The organism is Micromonospora sp. RTP1Z1 (genome assembly GCF_033804685.1).
GTDB lineage: Bacteria > Actinomycetota > Actinomycetes > Mycobacteriales > Micromonosporaceae > Micromonospora.
In genome coordinates, this window is the sequence record NZ_JAPFQV010000063.1 from 22,802 (window position 1) to 39,622 (window position 16,821).

Sequence of the window (16,821 nt, forward strand, 5' to 3'; positions counted from 1 at the left end):
TGGCTGGTCAGGCAGTGCCGTGCTCGGTCGGCTGCCGATCTGTATCTAGTCGGTACTGAATCTTGCCAAGCTCGGCAGTGCCCGACAGTATGAGCCGACCCGACGAGAGTGAGGGGAGCCCGGCCATGGAAACGGAGCCACCGGAGAATCGCGGCTTGGCTGCGCTGATGGTCGCCTCCGGCGCTGCAGGGCTGATACTGCTGCTTACCACCGACGGGGATCGCTCCCTGATCCTCGCCCTGGTGGCTTTCGCCTGCTTTATCGTCTCCATCGCTCTGCTCGGCTTGAGTTCGGTGCTGCGGCAGCACGAGCTCTGGCGCGCATGGTCCGACCGGCAGTGGTTGAACGATGAGAAGGCTGACGAAGAGACCGCGAGTTGCTAGGACTCCGGTGAGGGCCAGGGGTGCGTTTAAGCCGCGCGGCATCGCATCGTGGCCCGTGAATGGCCCGTCGGCCTCGCTCTCTGCCGGCCTACTTCAGAGAGCGGACCCCGCTGGGGTGCTGATCTGACGGCGTCGCTCGACGGTGCACGCGGGCTACCCGGATGGCCCAGGGGGCGATGAGGGTGCCGAGGCCTGGGTGGGGTAGTTGAGCCTGGCCACGCCGTAGTCCAGCGCGACTGCGAGGGCCCATAGTCCGGTTCGGCTCGTGCCATGGACGGCTCCTCCGGCGATCCACAACACAGCGGAGACGGCGAACCAGAACAGCACTCGTGCCGCGTGGCGTCTCAACCCGCCGCCGGGCAACGCGAGTAGGACGTAGAAGGTCCGTCCGACCTGCAAGGTGACGTATCCGATCGCGAACAGCAGGCCATGAGTCGTGAAGGCGGCCGGGAGTGCGGTGGACATGATCAGGCTGGCGAACATGGTCACGATGACCAGAGCCAGGACTTTCGGCAGCTTCGGGTCGTACTTGTCGGTGGCCCACGCGGTGAAGGCCCAGATCCACCACATGCCCAGCATCAGAATCAGTGTCTGGAGCGCGCCCAGCCAGGTCAGGTGCTCCAGCAACGTGGCCGACAGTCGAATAAGCGCGTAAATGTAGGCCAGGTCGAAGAACAGCGAGAGGAAGGTCCTCACCTGCTGATCGACACGCGTCTAAGCCTCGACCCTCACGCTCCGCGCCATCGCTCACTCCGTTCGATCCAGAGTCTGTCGGCCACCTGCCCACCTCCGGGTCGGGCGCCCGCCGGTCGCGTTGTCTGACGTAGTGCAGGTCGTCGCCTCCGTGAGGCTCAGTGTGCTGTTCAAATTGAGGATCGGGTGGCGAAACGGCGGGCCGAATAGCGGATCCCCTCGCCGGCACACGCCACTGCTTCAGGGCTGACCCTCGACTCCGGCTGGCCGACCTGGGCCTCGCGTACCGCGCAGGGCAAGGCGATCACGTCCGGCCGGGCGGCCCGCAGGCCGGGGATCGCCGACCTGTACCGCATCGCCACCCCGCTGGACCACCGCAACCACTTCCCGTCCCTGCTGGCCCCGATGCGGCACGTCTTCGTGCACGACGCCCTGACGGTGGTCTGGGCCCTTTCGCGTCCCGCGTTGGCACCTGAACGCCTTCGCCGTGATCCACGCCCGTATAGCGCGTTGATCAACGGGAACCCTGGGGTGGCGCCGCCCTGCGATCATCGGTGCCATGCGCAAGATTGCCGTGACGCTGGCCGCTGTCCTGCTGGCGTCGGGGTGCACCGGCGAACGTGCCGGCACGAGCACCTCGGCATCACCCTCGGGACCCTCCGCGACCGCCGCCAGTGGGTCGCCCGAAGCCGTCGTTACCAACGCGCTGGCACCGGCCTGGCGCCTGGCCACGCTGCCGGAGCTGGCCGGGCCGACCAGCGTGCTGTGGGACGTCGTGTCGGTGGACGCCACGCACGCGTGGGCCGTCGGCAGCGAGGCCTACTCGCCCGAACAGCCGAACGACACCGGCACCCCGTTGATCCTCCAGCGGGACGGGACGCGCTGGGCACGCGCGGCGCTGCCGGCGATCGCGTGGCACGGTCGGTTCGACCTCGTCGCGGCCGACTCGCCCTCGAACGTCTGGGCGGTTGGCAGCACGGCCGCCGCCGTCCCGGAGGACCAGGTGACGCACGTCCTGCACTACGACGGGACCGCCTGGCGCGAGGTGCCCTTCGCGCGGGGCAACAGCAGGAGCTACGTGCTGATCACCGGACTCACCGTCGTGGGTGGACACGCCTGGGTGGTGGGCAATCACCAAAGCGAGGCGATCATCAAGCAGTGGGACGGCCGGTCCTGGCGGTCGCACCAGTCGCCCGCCGAATGCCGCACCGGCGGCACGTCCTTCGGTGGCATGCCGAACTTCTGCACCTTCACCGCGATCAAGGCCTTTCGCTCGGATGACGTCTGGGCCGCCGGCAACGGCGCGTGGGAGGGGTTCAAGGGCCCGCTGCTCTTTCACTGGAACGGCTCAGGCTGGCGTACGGTCCAGGTGGGCATCAACGAACAGGAGTCCTCGTTCGAAGCGCTCGCGGGTCGCTCGTCCGGCGAGCTGTGGGCGGTCGGCGACGATGGGTTGGCCGTGCGCGGCGGCGGTGGATCCTTCGAGGTGCTCCGGGACGCGCCGGGTAGCGCGCTGCCCGACGTGGCGACCGACCCGGCCGGACTGCCGTGGCTGATCGAGAACTCCCCGGCGCCGAGCGCGGCGCTCGCCGCGTACAGCACGGGCGCGTGGGTCGGCATGCCCGCGCCGCAGCCGCCGGACGCGGTCGGCATGAGCCTGCACGGGATTGCCGGGACCCCGGGCAGCCCGCTGATGTTCGCGGTGGGAGCGGCCGATCTCCCCACCACCCCGCGCTACCTGAGGGCGGTCGTGCTCGAGTACGTGCCAGGCCCGTCGACCGAATCGCGCGGCTGATCGTTTGTCCAATGCGACCATTCTGGCCGGTTTTGCGGGGGCAACGTAATACGGTGTGTCGCGGCTGACGGCCACCCACTCGGGAAGATCGCGCTGGCCGTGCCGGTGCGGCTGCGGGCCACGCTGGGGGTGGAGAGCTCGCCGAGGCGCTCTACAACGATGCGACGGGACTGAGAAATTCTCTGGCTCGACGCCGAGCGGCACGTGGATCTCTACGACGTGGAGCCATGTCGTCGGGCCTTGTCCAAATGCACTCATCTCGGCAAAGTCGGGCATCGGCAGAGCTGGTGGTCGACCGCGCGCGACTGGCGGCAAATGAGGATGCGAATCCGTTGGAGGACGGCGTGGTCTCGTGCGAACATCTTCCGCATGATGATGATCAGAAAGGACTATGGCGCGTAGGCCGCCTGCGGCGGTGCGCGCTGCACGTCCACGTCGGGCTAATCGCCACGTTAAGGTACCCGATAGACGGGCTCCCCATCGCAGCCGCCAGACAGATTTCGCGGTACGAGCATTTGTCCCTGTCGCCTGGCGCCGTGGCCCGTGCTCTGGCGGATTGGAAGCGAGCGGTCCACCGGCCGGTCGCACGCCTCTTGCAGGACGCCTCGCAGGCCGGGTGTCCCTGTTGCGACCCGCTGGAGCACCGCGATGTGTTGGCCAAAGCGCTGGCGGCGCTCGGCCCGCGGGCACGCCGCGAACTGCTGGAGCGGCTCCGTCCATTGGACGAGGTCTTCGAACGCCGCACGATCCACGATCCGCAGGCGCCACCCGAAAAGCCCTGGTGGCGCCGGCGTGCTTGAGGCCTACCGGGCAGCCTCTTCGCGCGTCGTGACCCATCGGCGTCGCGAATGTTCCGAACCGACTCGCTACGTCGCGGCCTCTCGCCCTGGCCCCAAACGTGCAGCCGGGACCGCGGCAGCTGAGAGGTGCGGACGGACGGCGATGGAGCGTTTCGTTAGACGCCCATTATCCGCGGCAGATCAGTGCACCTGATCATGGAGCCTGATCGGCTCATCGCCGTAGGTCTTTCGCCCAATCGAGCACATGGTCGACATCCGCGCGAGTCCATCCGATCGCCGGTCACAGTCAGGGCCAGCGCCCTCCTTGCGGCAAATCCGGTAAACGGGCTGCGCGCCGTCGCGGCGGAAACCCGCACGTTCGCGGACGGGGAGACGAGACCCTCACATGGCCGCCAGCGGCTGCGAGGGCCGACTAGGGGTCGGCGTGTTGCCTTCACGCGTGAACCGCGAGCGTTCGTCGTGACACCTACGAACATCGTGTCGGCCGGGAGCTAGGCTGCGTCGGGTGCCGGATCAAGCGCCTGACGCCTACGCCGCAGCGTTCGATGCGCGGTGTGCCGCCGCTGAGGGCCCCGGAACACGGCGCGTGGACGGGTTCGGCATCCAAGGACTGGTTCCGGTCGACGGGGAGTCACCCACTCAGCTCTTGGTCCTGGATGACCGAGCCTTCGACGTGCTCTCGGCCGTGCTGCCGCTCGCCTCGGCCGGCACGGTCAGGGTCCACGAGGCGGCCGGGCGGTGCGCCGAGCTTATCCGCCGGGACCGGACGTGGACGCCGAAGGCGGTCACGGCGATGGTGTGCCGCGACCTTCGTACCGTGCCGGAGCCCTTGCTGCCTAATGGCCTGACTCTGCGCCCGGTGTGCCGCGTCCCTGAGGATCCACCGGACGGGGTGTCGTTGACGGATGCAGTTGCGGCCGCCGGACGGGCGATGCCAGCGGGTGTGGTGTCGACCGCGGCACTCGTCACGTACCTGAGGTCGCTGCCGGAGGGGCCCCGGCTCTTCGCGGCGGTCGACGACGACGGCGTGGTGGGCGGCACGAGCGGATCGCGGACCTTCTTTTCGGACGCGTACGTGTTCTTCGTCAACACCGATCCCGGCTGGCGCCGCAGCGGCGTGGGGCTGTCGATGACAGCGGCCGCGCTGCGCTCCGCGGTGAAGTCGGGAGCGACACGGGCCAGCCTCGACGCCAGCGGGCCAGGCATCCCCCTCTACCGGCGGCTGGGCTTCACTGCTGTCGCCCAGATCTCCCAGTTCTCCCGTTCCGGCTGATCAATGTGCCTCCGCTCCTTGCGCAGGAGCGCGAACGTCCGCACTTCGGCAAAGCAGAACGTCCGCGCCAGCGAGGCTCGGCTACGGGCGGTGAAGGGCGCACCGGCCGCCCACGCGCTCGATCCGCGGCAGATCAGCGCTGGCGCGGACGAGAGGTGGCCACTGCAAACGCACACCTGGATGTCGTCGGCTCCATGCGGAATCCAGGCTCCCTGGCTGTTGGGCTCTGCACGGCTCGCCCTTGGCACGCACCGGCGGCGGGCTCCTGATCAAGGGTCATCGGGACGTGGCGCGTGCGGTGAAGCGCTTGGCGAGCCAGGACTCCCGATCGTTCAGTGCGGCTCTCGCCATGCTGGTCGGGTGACCGGTGAAGCCATGGGGCGACTCTGGGTAGATTCGGAGATCGACCTCACCTCCTGCTGCGGAAAGCCGGGCCGCCATGACCAGGTTGTCCTCGAGTAGGACGTCCAACGCTCCGACGATCAGGAGTGTCGGCGGTAGGTCACGCAGGTCGCCAAAGATGGGCGATACGTCGGGAACCGTGCGATCAGCCACGTGGCCGACGTAGGCCTTTAGGAAGTACTCGTCAGCGATCAGTCGGCCCGCAGCGGTCTGGCCGCTCAGGTCATAGGTTCCAAACTGCAAGGCGGCGCCAGCGAAAGAGCCTGCGTGGCCTTTGTCCCGAAGCCGGAGCAGCGTAGTCATGGCGAGCGTGGCTCCGGCCGAGCTACCGCCGATCGCCAGATTGGTGGTGCCGAATCGGACCTCGGCTTGGTCGATAATCCAGAGCGCGGCGGCCTCGCAGTCATCTGGCGCGGCTGGCCAGGGGTTCTCGGGCGCGAGCCTGTAGTCGACGCTGACCACGGCTATCCCGAGCGACTCGGCGAGCGCCAAGTTGCGTGTGTCCGCGCCCGCCGTCGACCCGAGGTAGAAGCCCCCACCGGGGATGTCGAAGTACACGCCTTGCACCTTTGTGTTCTTCGGCATGAAGATCCGCAATGGGATCTTCCGCCGGGATGCATCCACGACCTGCTCAACGGTCACCCCTCCGGGGAGCGGAGCAGGGACGTGCTCGGCACGCGCTTCCCGCAGGTCCTCGAGGGACGAGGGGCCTCGCCGCTCCCCTCGCGCGGCATAGAACGCCCGGCACTCCGGGACGTGCCTCGCAAGTTCCGCTTGGACCAGCCTGTTCAGTCCGACTTGCACGCGCTCTCCTCGTCTTCCAGGAAGTTGCTCGGCTCTGGGCGTCAGCCCCGACGTCCTGGCGGGAGCTGTGGACCACTGATGTTGGCAGACGCCCGCTCATCGGCTACGACCGGACGTCGGCTCGATCCGCTTGCCGTGACGCTTCGTAGCGCGCGCTCGGCGGCAGATCCGGATACCTGATCTTGGCCGTGATGCCCATTCTCGCGGCGGCAGTTCGGCATGGCGCAGCACCGACTACGCGAAGTGCGGTCGGGACGCAGGGCCGCGAACGAGCGGCAGCCGGCCGTGTCGGGCTCCACTTGACGCGTGACGGGTTCCCGCGGGATGGGCTGCCGCTGTTACACCGAGTTGCTATCAGGTGCGTTCGTGCTCCCCGCGGCTCGGCGGCCGGGATGTCTGCCAGTGCAGCGTCGGACGGTCCAGGGCTTGCCGAGGGTCTGGTGTCGGTCGACCGTGGTAGCGGACTGGGCGGCGATGGCGGGTGGCGTCACAGTTCGGCGATGGCTTCGGCGGTGGTGGGCGGTGTGCCAACGGCTTCGATGGGGATACGAGTGGCGGGCTGGGTTGTCAGGTGTGCGGCGCTGACGCGGTCGAGGCGGAGCCAGCGGATCGCTTGACGAGTGTGGCAGTGCCCGACGAGGTACCAGTGTCCTTGGGTGCGGGCCAGGAGCACGGGATCGAGTTGCCGGGTGGTGGGCGTGCCATGCCGGTCGCGGTAGTCCACGACGAGGACGCGTTGTGCGTGGAGTGCTTGCTCGATCGCGTGTCGAGTCCGGGCATCGCCGGGTGTGTCGGTGTGGTCGATCCAGACACGACCGTTCAACGCGGTGGCGTTTCCTCGTGCGCGGGTGTCCATCACGCTGAGCACCTTGACGAGGGCGGCGCGGGCGTGGCTGTCGAAGGGCTGTCCGCGGTGGGCGGCCACGGCGGCGGCGAGGCCGGAGACCTCGGCGTCGGTGAAGTTCACCGGCGGGAGGGTCGCGGCGGCGTCAACGACGTAGCCACCACCGGGTCCGGGTCGAGCCCAGACCGGGAAGCCGCCGTGTTGCAGAGTCGAAATGTCTCGTTTGATCGTGCGGATGCTGACCTCGAAGACCTCGGCGAGTCGTTCCGCCGAGCGCCCGGCGGGCCCCGCGCGCCGCAGTTCCTCACGCAAGGCGTAGAGACGGTCGGTGCGGTTCATCCAATAAATAGTGACATACCGGTGACATCGCCGGGGGTGACGATGGTGTCATGAGCACTTCACGCGATCCGATCATGTTCCTCAGTGGCGCCGGGCTTCCCGCCTGGATCTGGGATGACGTCCGCCGCGACCTCGGCGAAGGGCAGCAGACCTGTGTCGCTTCCCGACCGCAGGGCGGCCGAGCCCGGTTGCGCGACTACGCCCAGGCGGTCATCGACTCCGCACCGCCGGGTGGGTACGCGATCGTCGCGCACTCGGCCGGTGGTGTGATCGGCGCCGAAGTCGCCCGGCTCGTGCCCGAACGCGTCAGCGCGTTCCTGGCGATCAGTGCCGTGATCCCGCAGCCGGGAGGATCGTTCATCTCGGCGATGCCGGCGCCGAACCGGTGGGTGCTCAGTGCCGCGATGCGATTCGCCGGGACCCGGCCGCCGGACTCAGCGATCAGACGCGGCCTCGCCCATGGTCTGGACGAGGAGGTCGCCGACCGCATCATCGCCGACTTCACCCCCGAGTCACCCGCCCTCTACCGAGACCGGACCGCTCACCGGTCGTGGAGCGGGTGGCGCGGTTACCTGCGCACCACCGACGACCATCAGCTGCCGATGGCGCTGCAACAACGATGCGCCCAGCGACTCGGCGCAGCCTGGCAGAACGACCTGAATACGGGGCACCTACCGATGCTCGAAGACCACCAAGCCGTCGCGGCTGCAATCACGCGATTCCTCGATGCACGGCCGTGACACCGATCGACTGACGGGCAGGAGCCCTCGGTAAGAAGAGACCCCGCAAGTAGCCGAGCGGACGACGGCTCCAACGACGTCCCGCCCGGCACGACCGTTGTCGTGGTGACCGGGCACGTCAAGCTCTACCCCACAGGCGTGTGACCACTGCAGCGGCACGGATCTCAGCAATCAGTGCCACAGCCGCTCGCTACCGCCCTGATCGCGGCTACCTATTGAGTGCACTCGACGCCGGACCAGTCAGCGACGGACTCCACCCCCAACGCCACGATTCGATGATGCCTCCGCCGCCCAAATCCTCAGTTCGACCGGAGCGGTTACATGTCGAAGACGGCCGCCTGGCTCCGTCCCAGCCGGTGAGAGCCGTTCTGCGGCGTGCACGTGAAGCCGCGGACAACGACCGGTAGGAGGCCGGGATGCGGAAGGTGATCGCGAACGAGTGGATGACGCTGGACGGGGTGGTCCAGGCTCCCAGCTATGCCGACGAGGATATGGCCGGTGGCTTCGGGCACGGTGGCTGGCATGCCCGCTACTTCGACGACCTGTCGATGAACTGGGTGATCGAGAACGTGCGCGGCGCGGGCGGCTACCTGCTGGGGCGCGGCACGTACGAGATCTTCGCCGCCCACTGGCCGAGCGCGCCGGAGGAGCAGCAGGTGCTCGCCCAGCCCCTGAACGCGTTGCCGAAGTACGTCGCCTCGACGACCCTCGACGAGCCGCTCGGCTGGCAGAACTCGACGCTGCTGCGAGGCGACATCGGTACGGCCGTGCGCGCACTGAAGGCGGAAAAGGGAAAGGACGTGCATATCATCGGCAGCCCGGGGCTCGTACAGACGCTGTTGGTCCTGGGCCTGGTGGACGAACTCCGGCTGATGATCGACCCGGTGGTGGTGGGCGGCGGCAAGCGCCTTTTCCGCGACGACGGCGTACACCGTCCGCTGCGGCTGGCCGACAGCCAGGTGACCAGCACGGGCGCGATCATCGCGACCTACGCTGCGGCGGGTGACTGACCCGTCGATGGTCAGCGGTGCAGGCAGGCTTGGTGCGGACGGGGGCTTTCCGTTGTACCCGCTGCGACGTTCGGGATGTCGAGAAGCCGTGGCTGGTTCCGTCCTCGGTATGACGGCGACATGATGGCCACGGAATACGAGGAGTGACGATGCCGAAGTACCTGCTGCTCAAGCACTACACGGGTGGCCCGGAGCACCACCCGAACCTGGTGCCGATGAGCGAGTGGACCGAGGACGAGATCACCGCGCACATGGCATTCCAGCGCCACGTGTGGGAGCTGCTGCGCAAGCGGGGCGAGTTCGTCGACGCACAGGCTCTGAGCCCGGAGGGGACGTACGTCCGCTACGGCGGGCCGGACACGGCACCGGTGACGGACGGCCCGTTTCCCGAGACCAAGGAACTCGCCGCCGGCTGGTTCATGATCGACGTCGAGTCCGAAGCGCGAGCGCATGAGATCGCGGCCTACGTCTCGTCCGCGCCGGGCAAGGGCGGACAGCCGGTGTACGAGTGGATCGAGGTACGGCCGGTGATGGGCGACGTCGCGCCCATGGCGGAATGAACGAGGACGTCGTCCGCGTCCTGGCGCCGCAGGTGCTCGGCATCCTCGTCCGCCGCGGCAACGACTTCGCGGCGGTCGAGGATGCGGTACAGGACGCGCTGTTGGAGGCGCATCGGTCCCGGGGCGACGCGCCTCCCAACGACCCGAAGGGCTGGCTGCTCACCGTCGCGGGCCGCAAGCTGATCGACGCTCGGCGCTCGGAGGCGGCGCGGCGACGGCGCGAGGACGCCCTGAGCCACGAGCCCGAGCCGGGACCGGCCGCGCAGGCCGACGAGACGCTGCTGCTGCTGTTCCTGTGCTGCCACCCGGCACTGAGCCCGACCTCGGCGATCGCGCTCACACTGCGCGCCGTCGGCGGGCTGACGACCAGAGAGATCGCCGAGGCGTTCCTGGTTCCGGAGGCGACGATGGCGCAGCGCATCAGCCGCGCGAAACGGACGGTCAGGGGCCAGCCGTTCGCGCAGCCCAGCGACGTCGCGATCGTGCTGCGCGTGCTGTACCTGATCTTCAACGAGGGCTATTCCGGCCGGGTCGACCTGTCCGCCGAAGCCATCCGCCTCACCCGCCAACTTGCGCTCGCGTGCGACGAGCCCGAGGTCGCCGGGCTGCTCGCGCTGATGCTGCTGCACCACGCACGCCGCGCCGCTCGTACCGACGAGCACGGCACCCTCATCCCCCTCGACAAGCAGGATCGCACACGGTGGAACCAGGCCGAGATCGCCGAAGGCGTGCGTATCCTGCAGGCGGCTCTGGCCCGCGAACGGCGCGGCGAGTACCAGATCCAGGCGGCCATCGCCGCGCTGCACGACGACGCTCGCACCGCCGAGGAAACCGACTGGCCGCAGATTCTCGCCTGGTACGACGAACTCCTCGAACTCACCGACAATCCGGTTGCCGCGCTCAGCCGCGCGGTCGCGGTCGGCGAGGTCGACGGCCCACGCGCCGGGCTGAGCGCCGTCGAGGAGCTCGCGGCGCGGCTCGGCGACCATCACCGGCTCGACGCGGTACGTGCCCGCCTGCACGAGAAGGCGGGGCACCTCGACGTCGCGGCCGAGCACTACACCCGCGCGGCGGTCCGGGCGCGAAGCACCGCCGAGTGGGACTACCTCACCCGGCAAGCGGCCCGATCGCGCCGTCGGTAACCGTCACGAGCCGCGTCCACGCGAGGCTCAAGCCGTCAACGGACCGCGCTTGACGGCAATCCGACCCGCGCCCTACCGATCCTCGATGAACTGACCATGCCCACCCTGCTCGGTCCGGCCGTCTGGCAGCCGTACCGAACCCTCATGCTCATGCCGCCCGGCGCTGCCCACTCGATTTGGTGATCATGGGAGGCAAGTGGGACCTTCGCCGGCTGGTACGTCAACTTGGAAGCGCCGATGCACCGCTGGCCGGGTGGGGTCGACTTTCAAGACCATGCCCTCGACGTGCTCATCGCCGCGGACCGGAGCTGGTCGTGGAAGGACGAAGGCGAATTCGCCGCACAGACCGGCGGCCCCCTGTTCTGGGACGCCGATGGTGCCGCACAGATCCGCGCGGAGGGCGAACGACTCAGCGCCCTCGCCGAGCACGGCATGTTCCCGTTCGACGGCGCCTGGTGCGACTTCCAGCCTGACCCGGCCTGGCAGCCCACCGCCCTGCCCCACTGGTGGGATACGCGCAGCCACGCCGTGATCGTCTCGCGTCACGCCTACAGCCCTTCAAGCAACGAGCAGCCCGGCACCAAGAGCTGGGCCGACCGTCAAGAATGAGCCGGGACGGATCCGTCGAGGATGGGCTGGGTGAGGCGAGGCGTCGGCACTACGGGTGTCGCGGCGGGATCTGCGGGGGCGGTGGGCGACAGCAGGCCCGCCGAATGTCTCAGAATCGTGCATGGAGCGATGCCTGAACGTTCTTCATCACGGACATCTCATTCCCAGCCTGTCCCTTCCGGCGGGAGGAAACGTAGAACTTGCCAAGTCATGGGTCGACGCGCTTTACGCGCTGATCCGCGTGAGCCTCGACATTCTTGGGACTGACAAGGAGGCCGTGACGAATGCCTTCTCGTGGCTGGGACGGGAACGTCAAGCGTTAGGTGGGACTTAGGCCAATGACGGCGCCGCGCGATCGGCAGTGACGTTCTTGCGTGCGCTGGCGCTGTTGTGTACGACGGAATCCCCGGGATATGGAGATGTGCATGTTGTCGCAAAAGCGAAGGCTAGGCCGTGGCGTGATGGTCTTGCTGATAGCCCTGCTCGCGATGGTGGCGTCCACCACACCAGCGTTCGCGGCGGCCTTGACGCCACCGGCCTCGGTCAGCGCGAAGGCGGTTTCCGCGACCCGGGTCGAGGTGAGTTGGCAGGCCGTGGCAGGCGCCAGCAGCTACGAGGTACGGCGCGGGACCGTCTCGGGTGGCCCGTACACGCTGGTGGGAACGGCCACCGGGACGTCTTACGTCGACGACACCGTCGCGCCGGAAAAGGCGTACTACTACGTCGTGCGGTCCCGGTCCGGCAAGCGGGCGTCGGGCGACTCGACCGAGGCGTCGGTGCAGACCTCCCTCCCGAAGCCCGTCAACGTGCGCGCGACCGCGGCGGAGACGAGCATGACCCTGCGTTGGAAGGCCGTGTCCGGCACCGCGCGATATGAGATCGTCCGGCTGAGCAACGCGGCACCGGTGGAGACGGTAGTCGGCACCACGACGTCGACCGAGTACGTGGACACCGGCCTCACGGTCGCCACCCGCTACGTCTACTGGATCCGGGCGGTCGCCGCCGGCGGCGCCACGGCCACGTCCGACGCCGTACGGGTCTACACCGGCCCTTCCACGACGACGACGGTCACGGTGTCACCGGGCTCGGTGGAGCAGGGACAGCGGATCCTGCTCATCGCGAACGTGCGGTACGCGGACGGTCGGATTCCCAGCGGTGAGGTGGCGTTCATGTCTGCGGCCGGCGCGGTCGCGTTCGCCAACGTCGACGGCACCGACGGCACGGCGATCGCCATGGTCAACGGCAGCGGATGGACTCCGACCTCGGTCTACGCGCAGTTCCAGGGGTCCGACTGGCAACCGGCCGGGGCGAGCGCGTCCGGCGACGCCGTGCCCGTGGTTACCCAGCCGTACGGCTCGGTGGTCTTCAACGGCCCCTCGTCGCTGAAGCTCGGCTCCCGGGAGGAAGCCGTCGCCGCCGGCGACCTGACCGGCGATGGACTCTCCGACGTGGTGGTCACGACGACCGAGTACTCCGACGACGCCCACGACCATTCCGCCTTCCTGTTCGTTCAAGAGGCGGAGAACCAGCTCGTGCTGAAGCAGCAGGTGGCGATGTCGACGCCCACCGGCGGCAGCATGTACCCAGTCATCGGTGACTTGGACGGCGACGGCGCCAACGAACTGGTCGTCGCCACGGGCGACGGGATCGACGTATTCCGCCGTACCGGATCGGGGCTCTCGACGGCCGAGCACCTGTCGTTCGCCGATGACCTCATCGACCTCAAGCTCCGCGACCTGGACGGTGACGGCCGGACGGACATCGTCGCGGTGAGCGACAACGGCGTCCTCGTACGGTACGGCGACGACAACGGTGGCTTCGCGCCCGCGGCTCTCGTCTCGCCGCACCGCGGCTTCGTGCTGGACGTGGTCAACATGACCGGGGATGGCCTGCCGGACCTGGTGGTGCAGCTCGGACAGCTGATCCAGATCAGCACCCAGACGGCCCCTCGATCGTTCGCCGACCCGGTGGGGTACCAGGCTCCCGCCGGATACCTGCGCGTGGTCAGTTCCATGGCCGTTGGCGACGTGACCGGGGACGGCAGGAAGGACGTCGTCGTCACCGTGTCCGGCAACGCGCCAAACGCCCAGGTGCAGGTGCTCACCCACGACAGCGGAGGCGTGCTCGGACGGTGGATCCGCTACCCGGTCTACGAGGTGCCGGACGCGATCGCCGTCGCCGACGTAAACAACGACGGTCGTGACGACGTCGCCATCACCCACGGCGGCTGGAGCTCGGCGAGCGTCCTGCTGCAGCGGCCGGACGGCTGGCTGGGCAACGAGTTCCGCGTCTCCCAGCTGCCGCCCGCCAGCTCCTTCACCCCACGCGGGCTCGCGGTCGCCGACATCAACAACGACGGCCTGAAGGATCTGCTGATGGCCAACTACAACTACGGACTCGTGGTGGTACCGCAACGCCCCGCAGCGGCGTCAGCGGCGACGTCGGCGAAGGTCCAGGTGGGTCGGGCCTGAGCGACGATGGACAGCGCCGTTCCCGCCGAGGCTGCCCAGACGGCGGTTGTGCTCGGCGGGCGGCGTTCCCTCCGGCCCCGTCAGGCCCAGCACGAGGCCGCGCGCAGCGTCGTGTTCTGGGCGGTGGGGCAGCGGGTGGGTGTGCTGCACGTCGGTGACCCCCGCGATGTGCTGAATGTGCCGGCGGGGCGGCGGCACAATCTGCGGTTGCGGCAGTGGCAGGTCGGACGGCTCCTGCAGGTCCTCACCGACAAGGCCATCCTGGCCGGGATCACCGTCCGGTTGGTCGACGAGCGGGGCACGTCGTCGACCTGCCCCGCCTGCCGAAGGCGGGTACCGAAGCCTCGTGGGCGGACCCTGTCGTGCCCGCACTGCGCATTCTCCGGGCACCGTGACCTCGTTGCGCTGCCAGCTGACGAAGCCGATTGATTTCCAGGTTCTTCGGGGTCTACCACTCGGCGAGAAGGTGCACCTGGTGGAGCAGGCGGACTACATCTGGTGCGAGCACTGCTGGGCCGTGATCCGCGGCGGTGGACACAAGTAGGCCGAGACTGGGTGACCTACGGATTATGAGATCAAGTTGCCTACCCCGGACCACCTGCACGGACCGGGACCTAGCAGGGGAAAGGCCTTTAGGTAGCCACCACTGGCGGGGGTGTGATGCCGCAGGGCACGGAAATTCGTTGGCCCTGGTCACATCAGGCGACTAGAACTGGGTGTCATGCCCGCTGACTCGGCTCTCGCCGCACCTCGGCTCGCCACGGCCCACCTCGTCCTCGTCCCGCTGGACGCCGGCACCGCCGAGGCGGTACGGGTTGGCGATCTGAGCGGCCTCACCCCCGGCGACGGATGGCCACATGCGGACACCCTCGACGGCCTGCACGGGATCGCCGCCGGTCGCGCGTTCGGCTGGCTGGTGACCCTCGACGGGGTGGTCGTCGGTGACTGCGGCGTGCACACCGCTGCCGACGAACGGGGGGACATCGAAATCGGGTACGGGTTGGCCGCGCCGTTCCGGGGCCGCGGCTACGGCACCGAGGTGGTCGCCGCGATCACCCGCCACCTGCTGTCCCGGCCCGGCATCCGGCAGATCGTCGCGGGCACCGAGCAGGACAACCAGCCGAGCCGTCGGGTCCTGGAGCGCGCCGGCTTCACCGTCACCGGCCAGGACGGCGACGAGGTGCGGTACGCGGTGGTCGACCCGCCGGTGTCGATCCTGCTGGTCTCCGGCAGCACCCGCCAGGCGTCCACGAACACCGCCGCCCTGCTGGCCGCCGCCGCCGTCGCGCCGCCCGGCGTCGCCACCGAGCTGTACGACGGGCTGGCGGACCTGCCGGCGTTCAACCCCGACCTCGACCAGGAGTCGGTCCCGCTGCCGACGGCCGTCGCCCGGCTGCGGGAACGGATCGACGCGGCTGACGGCATGCTGCTGTGCACTCCCGAGTACGCCGGCACGCTGCCCGGCAGCTTCAAGAACGTGCTCGACTGGACCGTCGGCGGCGGACAGCTGTACGGCAAGCCGGTGGCGATCCTGAACGTCGCGGCGCCGGGCCGGGGTGACGGGGCGCAGGCCACCCTCCGCGTCGTCCTCGGCTACGTGTCGGCGGAGATCAGCGAGGTCGCCAGTGTGCGGCTGACCGTGCCCCGCGACGCCGTGGGGCCGGACGGGCTGCTCGTCCGCGACGGCATCCGGGACGAGCTGCGCCGGCTGCTCACCGCCTTCGCCGCCGAGCTGCGCGAGCGCGTGCCGGTCGCCTCGTTCCCCGGGTGAGCCCCGACCTACGGGCGCTGCACCCACTCGATCGGGTTGTCGTCGGGGTCGGCCAGGGAATCGAACCCGCACTGTCAGCGTGGGAATCGCACAAGACCGGCTATGAGTGCTGTCCTCTGCCTGATCGATACGCTCTCGCGCGGCCTGGTGTGACCCCCGGTGACACCAGGTTGTGGCCCGTGGATGGCCCGGCGCGGCCTGGGTGCGGCCGCCCTATCCACTACAGGCGTTTCGCCATCTGTTGGGCCGTGACGTCGTAGCCGCATGTCTGGTACAGCGAGATCGCGGGCGCGTTGTGGCCGAACACGTTAAGCCCAAGCCGAGTCGCACCCGCTTCCCGTGCCACCGCCTCTACGGCCGCGAGGATCGCTCTTCCATAGCCGGATCGCCGGTAGGGCTCTTCCACGCTGATGTCGTAGAGCCACGCTGTATCGGTCGTCTTGCTTCGTGGCTCCTCCAACCCGACCCACGCGTAGCCGACGACCTGGCCCGTGGTGTTCTCCGCTACCAGAAGGCGGTGGCGTTCCGTCGCCAAGCCGTCGGGCAGAAACTGGGCTCGATCCTGTCGCGCCTTCTCCATCGCGGCCTCGGCCGGCATGGTCTCGGCGAGGGACTGGACGTACTCCATGTCCCGTCGCGTCGTGTACTTCTCGTACTCGTCTTGACGCATCGGGCGCAGGGTGACGACGGGGGAATTCACCCGGACATGATGGCAAGCACCGTTCCGGGAAAGCGAGTGGCTTTCCCACCTGTTGCGGCTCGGCGGATCTCCTCGTCGGGCAGTCGACAGACCGTCCAGCCTCCCCGGACGGGGACAAGGTGGAGGCCCTACCGGACGAACGACCTTGGCTCCGTCCGGGGAGGCTGGTAGCCCTTGTGGTGCCCGGCGAGGGGATCCGCGCCTGATCTCTGAGGAGGGCCGGGGTTCGGGGCGGAGCCCCGAAGTCTTCAGGGTCTTGTGTCCGTCACTGTGGCCGGCCGGCGCGGCCCGCTTTGCGGGCCGCCTTGATCTGCTGCGGCGTCGGGTGACGGTCACCCACCGAGCCTGGAACGCTCGGCCGTCTGCGGCCTAGGCTTGGCTCATGAGGCGCAGCCTGTTAGCTCGGCTCCACAACCCGGGTGGGTACTCCTGTGGATGCCCGTCGTCGTGCTGGTGCCAGCGCGGGAAGCTGGGAGCCCTGGTGC

General features: G+C 68.8%; 15 protein-coding genes and 1 pseudogene. 12 read left to right on the plus strand and 4 right to left on the minus strand.

All coding sequences use genetic code 11. The features are described 5' to 3' along the window. The first annotated feature begins 125 nt into the window (after positions 1 to 125). Positions 126 to 383 (plus strand): hypothetical protein, encoded by a 258-nt coding sequence (locus SLP03_RS25520; protein WP_319463167.1) that lies wholly within the window; start codon positions 126 to 128, stop codon positions 381 to 383. Positions 384 to 536: 153 nt separating this feature from the next. Here the strand turns inward: SLP03_RS25520 and SLP03_RS25525 are convergent, their stop codons facing one another. Further along, positions 537 to 1,079 (minus strand): low temperature requirement protein A, encoded by a 543-nt coding sequence (locus tag SLP03_RS25525; RefSeq protein ID WP_319463168.1) that lies wholly within the window; start codon positions 1,077 to 1,079, stop codon positions 537 to 539. 556 nt (positions 1,080 to 1,635) lie between these two features. On the opposite strand from SLP03_RS25525, the gene SLP03_RS25530 reads away from it, so the two are divergent. The 3 genes from SLP03_RS25530 (at position 1,636) to SLP03_RS25540 (ending at position 4,944) form a co-directional block, all read left to right on the plus strand. Further along, the gene (locus SLP03_RS25530) at positions 1,636 to 2,871 is read left to right on the plus strand and encodes a hypothetical protein (protein WP_319463169.1); all 1,236 of its coding nucleotides are present in this window, start codon (positions 1,636 to 1,638) and stop codon (positions 2,869 to 2,871) included. A gap of 287 nt (positions 2,872 to 3,158) precedes the next feature. Further along, positions 3,159 to 3,671: a hypothetical protein gene (locus tag SLP03_RS25535; RefSeq protein WP_319463170.1), complete on the plus strand. Its 513-nt coding sequence runs from the start codon at positions 3,159 to 3,161 to the stop codon at positions 3,669 to 3,671. Positions 3,672 to 4,176: 505 nt separating this feature from the next. Then, positions 4,177 to 4,944 carry a GNAT family N-acetyltransferase gene (locus SLP03_RS25540; RefSeq protein WP_319463171.1) on the plus strand — a complete coding sequence of 256 codons (768 nt, stop codon included), beginning with the start codon at positions 4,177 to 4,179 and terminating at the stop codon, positions 4,942 to 4,944. 276 nt (positions 4,945 to 5,220) lie between these two features. Here the strand turns inward: SLP03_RS25540 and SLP03_RS25545 are convergent, their stop codons facing one another. Continuing rightward, a complete protein-coding gene (locus SLP03_RS25545) occupies positions 5,221 to 5,988 on the minus strand; it encodes an alpha/beta hydrolase (protein WP_319463172.1) in 768 nt (255 codons plus the stop codon). Positions 5,989 to 6,637: 649 nt separating this feature from the next. Next, entirely contained in the window at positions 6,638 to 7,333 is a 696-nt protein-coding gene (locus tag SLP03_RS25550; RefSeq protein ID WP_319463173.1) for a YafY family protein, read from the minus strand. A gap of 50 nt (positions 7,334 to 7,383) precedes the next feature. Between SLP03_RS25550 and SLP03_RS25555 the strand changes: the two genes are divergently transcribed. The 8 genes and pseudogenes from SLP03_RS25555 (at position 7,384) to SLP03_RS25590 (ending at position 15,636) form a co-directional block, all read left to right on the plus strand. Further along, entirely contained in the window at positions 7,384 to 8,073 is a 690-nt protein-coding gene (locus SLP03_RS25555; protein ID WP_319463174.1) for an alpha/beta hydrolase, read from the plus strand. A 416-nt stretch (positions 8,074 to 8,489) separates the two neighbouring features. Beyond that, complete coding sequence (locus SLP03_RS25560; RefSeq protein ID WP_319463175.1) at positions 8,490 to 9,083, plus strand: dihydrofolate reductase family protein; 594 nt, start codon at positions 8,490 to 8,492, stop codon at positions 9,081 to 9,083. Positions 9,084 to 9,232: 149 nt separating this feature from the next. Further along, on the plus strand, positions 9,233 to 9,643 hold the full coding sequence (locus SLP03_RS25565) for a YciI family protein (protein WP_319463176.1): 411 nt from the start codon (positions 9,233 to 9,235) through the stop codon (positions 9,641 to 9,643). After that, positions 9,640 to 10,785, plus strand: a complete 1,146-nt coding sequence (locus tag SLP03_RS25570; protein WP_319463177.1) for an RNA polymerase sigma factor — start codon at positions 9,640 to 9,642, stop codon at positions 10,783 to 10,785. Before SLP03_RS25565 ends, SLP03_RS25570 begins: the two co-directional genes overlap by 4 nt. 198 nt (positions 10,786 to 10,983) lie before the next feature. After that, positions 10,984 to 11,394, plus strand: a pseudogene (locus SLP03_RS25575) (DUF402 domain-containing protein); the annotation flags it as partial. A gap of 461 nt (positions 11,395 to 11,855) precedes the next feature. Next, the gene (locus SLP03_RS25580; protein WP_319463178.1) at positions 11,856 to 13,865 is read left to right on the plus strand and encodes an FG-GAP-like repeat-containing protein; all 2,010 of its coding nucleotides are present in this window, start codon (positions 11,856 to 11,858) and stop codon (positions 13,863 to 13,865) included. 6 nt (positions 13,866 to 13,871) lie between these two features. Continuing rightward, entirely contained in the window at positions 13,872 to 14,294 is a 423-nt protein-coding gene (locus SLP03_RS25585) for a zinc ribbon domain-containing protein (RefSeq protein ID WP_319463179.1), read from the plus strand. Positions 14,295 to 14,586: 292 nt separating this feature from the next. Continuing rightward, the gene (locus tag SLP03_RS25590) at positions 14,587 to 15,636 is read left to right on the plus strand and encodes a GNAT family N-acetyltransferase (RefSeq protein ID WP_319463180.1); all 1,050 of its coding nucleotides are present in this window, start codon (positions 14,587 to 14,589) and stop codon (positions 15,634 to 15,636) included. 220 nt (positions 15,637 to 15,856) lie between these two features. Here the strand turns inward: SLP03_RS25590 and SLP03_RS25595 are convergent, their stop codons facing one another. Next, the gene (locus tag SLP03_RS25595; protein WP_319463181.1) at positions 15,857 to 16,336 is read right to left on the minus strand and encodes a GNAT family N-acetyltransferase; all 480 of its coding nucleotides are present in this window, start codon (positions 16,334 to 16,336) and stop codon (positions 15,857 to 15,859) included. Positions 16,337 to 16,821: the final 485 nt, after the last annotated feature.